General features: G+C 31.1%; 2 protein-coding genes and 1 pseudogene. All 3 read right to left on the reverse strand.

Annotation, left to right across the window (positions count from 1 at the left end; translation table 11 throughout):
- Window positions 1-136 (reverse strand): phage holin family protein (locus J7M87_RS16815; protein WP_291652788.1); only part of this gene is annotated, 136 nt, incomplete at its 3' end.
- 156 nt (window positions 137-292) lie between these two features.
- The gene (locus J7M87_RS16820; protein ID WP_291652786.1) at window positions 293-484 is read right to left on the reverse strand and encodes a hypothetical protein; all 192 of its coding nucleotides are present in this window, start codon (window positions 482-484) and stop codon (window positions 293-295) included.
- Window positions 481-2,573: pseudogene (locus J7M87_RS16825) on the reverse strand (hypothetical protein); the annotation flags it as partial. The gene J7M87_RS16820 and the pseudogene J7M87_RS16825, both read right to left, overlap by 4 nt.

Here is a 2,573-nt window from a genome sequence, read left to right on the forward strand (position 1 = left end):
CCACACCTGTTAAATAATCTAATACTATGAAAAGTATTAATATTCCTATTGCTATATCCCAAATTCCAAATAACCACGTAAACCAAGTACCTATAGCAGCAACTCCAAATTTAAAATAGTTTAATATATTTTCCATTTTATTTACCTTCTTTCTTAATTTTGAATATAAAAAAGAGACTAGATTCCTCTAATCTCCGATTGACATTATTCTTGTCTTTAACTTATTATTGTTTTTAGTAGTTAATTATTTTACCAGCTAGGCTTTACATACTGCTTTCCTAGCTGGTATTTTTTATTCTAGTCTTTCTTTTATTTTATTCTCTAATTGCTCTACTAAGGTTTTAGTTTCTGCATCTAACACTATAAAACTTTCCTTATTATTATTAGATATAATAGTCCCTTGCTCGTCTACTTCGCTATTAGTATGTGTTATTCTATAACCTACACTATCTTTTATTACTGCAAATCCTGTTAATATCTTCATCGTCCTACCTCCATCAATACCTCTTCTAAATTAAAATCTAACTCTTCCATCAAAACATCCTCACTTGTATCTATTTTCAAATCATCTTCTGAAAAAACTGGTGTGTTATCTAAATATCCATCTATATCAGGTTGATCTAGCCTCACATTTTCATATCCTATTCTTTTAGCTATATACTTCCAACTAAACTCAGTTCCTGGTTCTCCATACACTACAAAATACTCTCTTTTTCTATCTATAGTAGTTATTTTTCCGTTATATTGCTGAGTAAATATATGATACTCACAATCTAAATTCACACATTCTTGTAATATATCATCTATACTTATATAACATTCTCCAGAATAGCTTATTTTACCAAACCCTATATCTGAGTAATAGTATTCTGCTGTTTCAAAGGCATTTATCAAACGCTCTCCATAATGTTCTGTAGATTGTATAGAGTTTTTAGAACCAGTAGCAGCAAAATTACCATAAACTTTAAAGTGAGTGTTTGAATATGTTGGATAACTTTGCCCCGCTTGTATTGCGAATAGTGTCCCTCCTGTATTACTTTGAATAGTATAACCATCATTTACAGCCGTAACTGAAACTTGTGTACAAAGTATATTTCTACTGTCTGATGTATTTTTGAAAATCTGAGGAGTAGTTGCCTTATAGTCACTCTCAAAACAAATTTTATTAGGGATATAAACTCTATATTGTAAATTAACTGCTTGATTAAATAAGGCACTTTCAAGCACTCTTATAGGTGCTGAATAAGCAGGATTTTTAGCATACTTATCAAAAATAATATAAGAGCTATAGTTAGTACTATTTTTATATCCTAAAGTCATATACCCCTCGGCGTGGTGTGCGAAAGATAACCCTCTTACATTAGGATAATCTGATAACTGAGAACTATAAATCAATCCTAATTCTCTCCCGTTTCTTTCCCAATCATAAAAATAAATATTGGTATCCTGGATTTTTATTGCATCTACATTGTTCCAATTCTTATTTACAAATGTACCTGTAATAGTTAAGTTACCATTACTATCTCCAGTTAGTACATTAGACCCAGCATTATTTTGTACCTTTATGGCTCCATTTCTTATTGTTACTCCACTCGCATCTATCGTTGTATTTCCATCTTCTATTTCATTTACATTTTGAATCCAATTATCTGTTGGATAGCCTTCTCCAACTACAACCCAAGGTATATAAAACAAAAAGGCTCCTGGAGTATTCAAATAAATTCCAAAATTAGGTATATTTCCTTGTTGCGCTGGCGTAAAAGTAAATTGCACTAGTTGATACCCGCTATTTAAAGTTGTATTATATCCAGTAACAGAGTTATATCCATTAGAATCTATTATGTTTATATTTATATTTTTTCCACTTTCGCTACTGTAAATAATTAAACTTACATGATAAATTTTACTTGTATTGAACTTATAATTTGCTATTGAATTATTAAACAAACAGCACCACGTATTACTTCCTAAAGGCTCTCTTGTACCACTCCACCAAATACCACTTTTGAAAACTTCACCATTCATATTTTCTCCACTATCATGTAGATTAAGTGTTGATTCACTACTAGAGCTATAGGAAAGAAACCAATTTTCATATTCCCTCTTCCCCCTCATGGGTCTACCATTTTTCAACAAATTTCCTCCACCAGAAGCTTTAAACTCTAGTCTTAATTGTGTAGATGTTAACTCCACACTAGCTTTAGTAGCATAAGTGTTAGTAGCATCTATCTTTGCAGTATTTAGTTCTGTCTTAGTGCTATAAGTACTACTTACAGTAGCCTTAAATCCATTTAAGTTTTGTTCTAAAGTAGCTTGTTTATTTTCTATTGTTGCAACTTTTCCAGATACTCCACTTAAATCTGCGGTTAGGTTCCCTATACTACTTGTATGACTAGCTACTGTTGTATTAATTCCATCTACTGTAGCTTTAATACTTGTATAGTTATCTTTTAATGTAGTTACATCACCTTTAGTTATAGAGCTTTCTTTTATTAATCCTTCTATCTTACCTTGTGCTATACTTATTGCTGTTGTATTTGCTTCAATTTTTTCATCTGTATCTTCTGGCGCTA

The sequence above is a fragment of the Clostridium sp. genome (assembly GCF_017888565.1).
GTDB lineage: Bacteria > Bacillota > Clostridia > Clostridiales > Clostridiaceae > Clostridium.

Coding starts and splice junctions, on each gene's coding strand:
- J7M87_RS16820 (WP_291652786.1), bottom strand. CDS start 484: ATGAAGATATTAACAGGATTTGCAGTAATAAAAGATAGTGTAGGTTAT.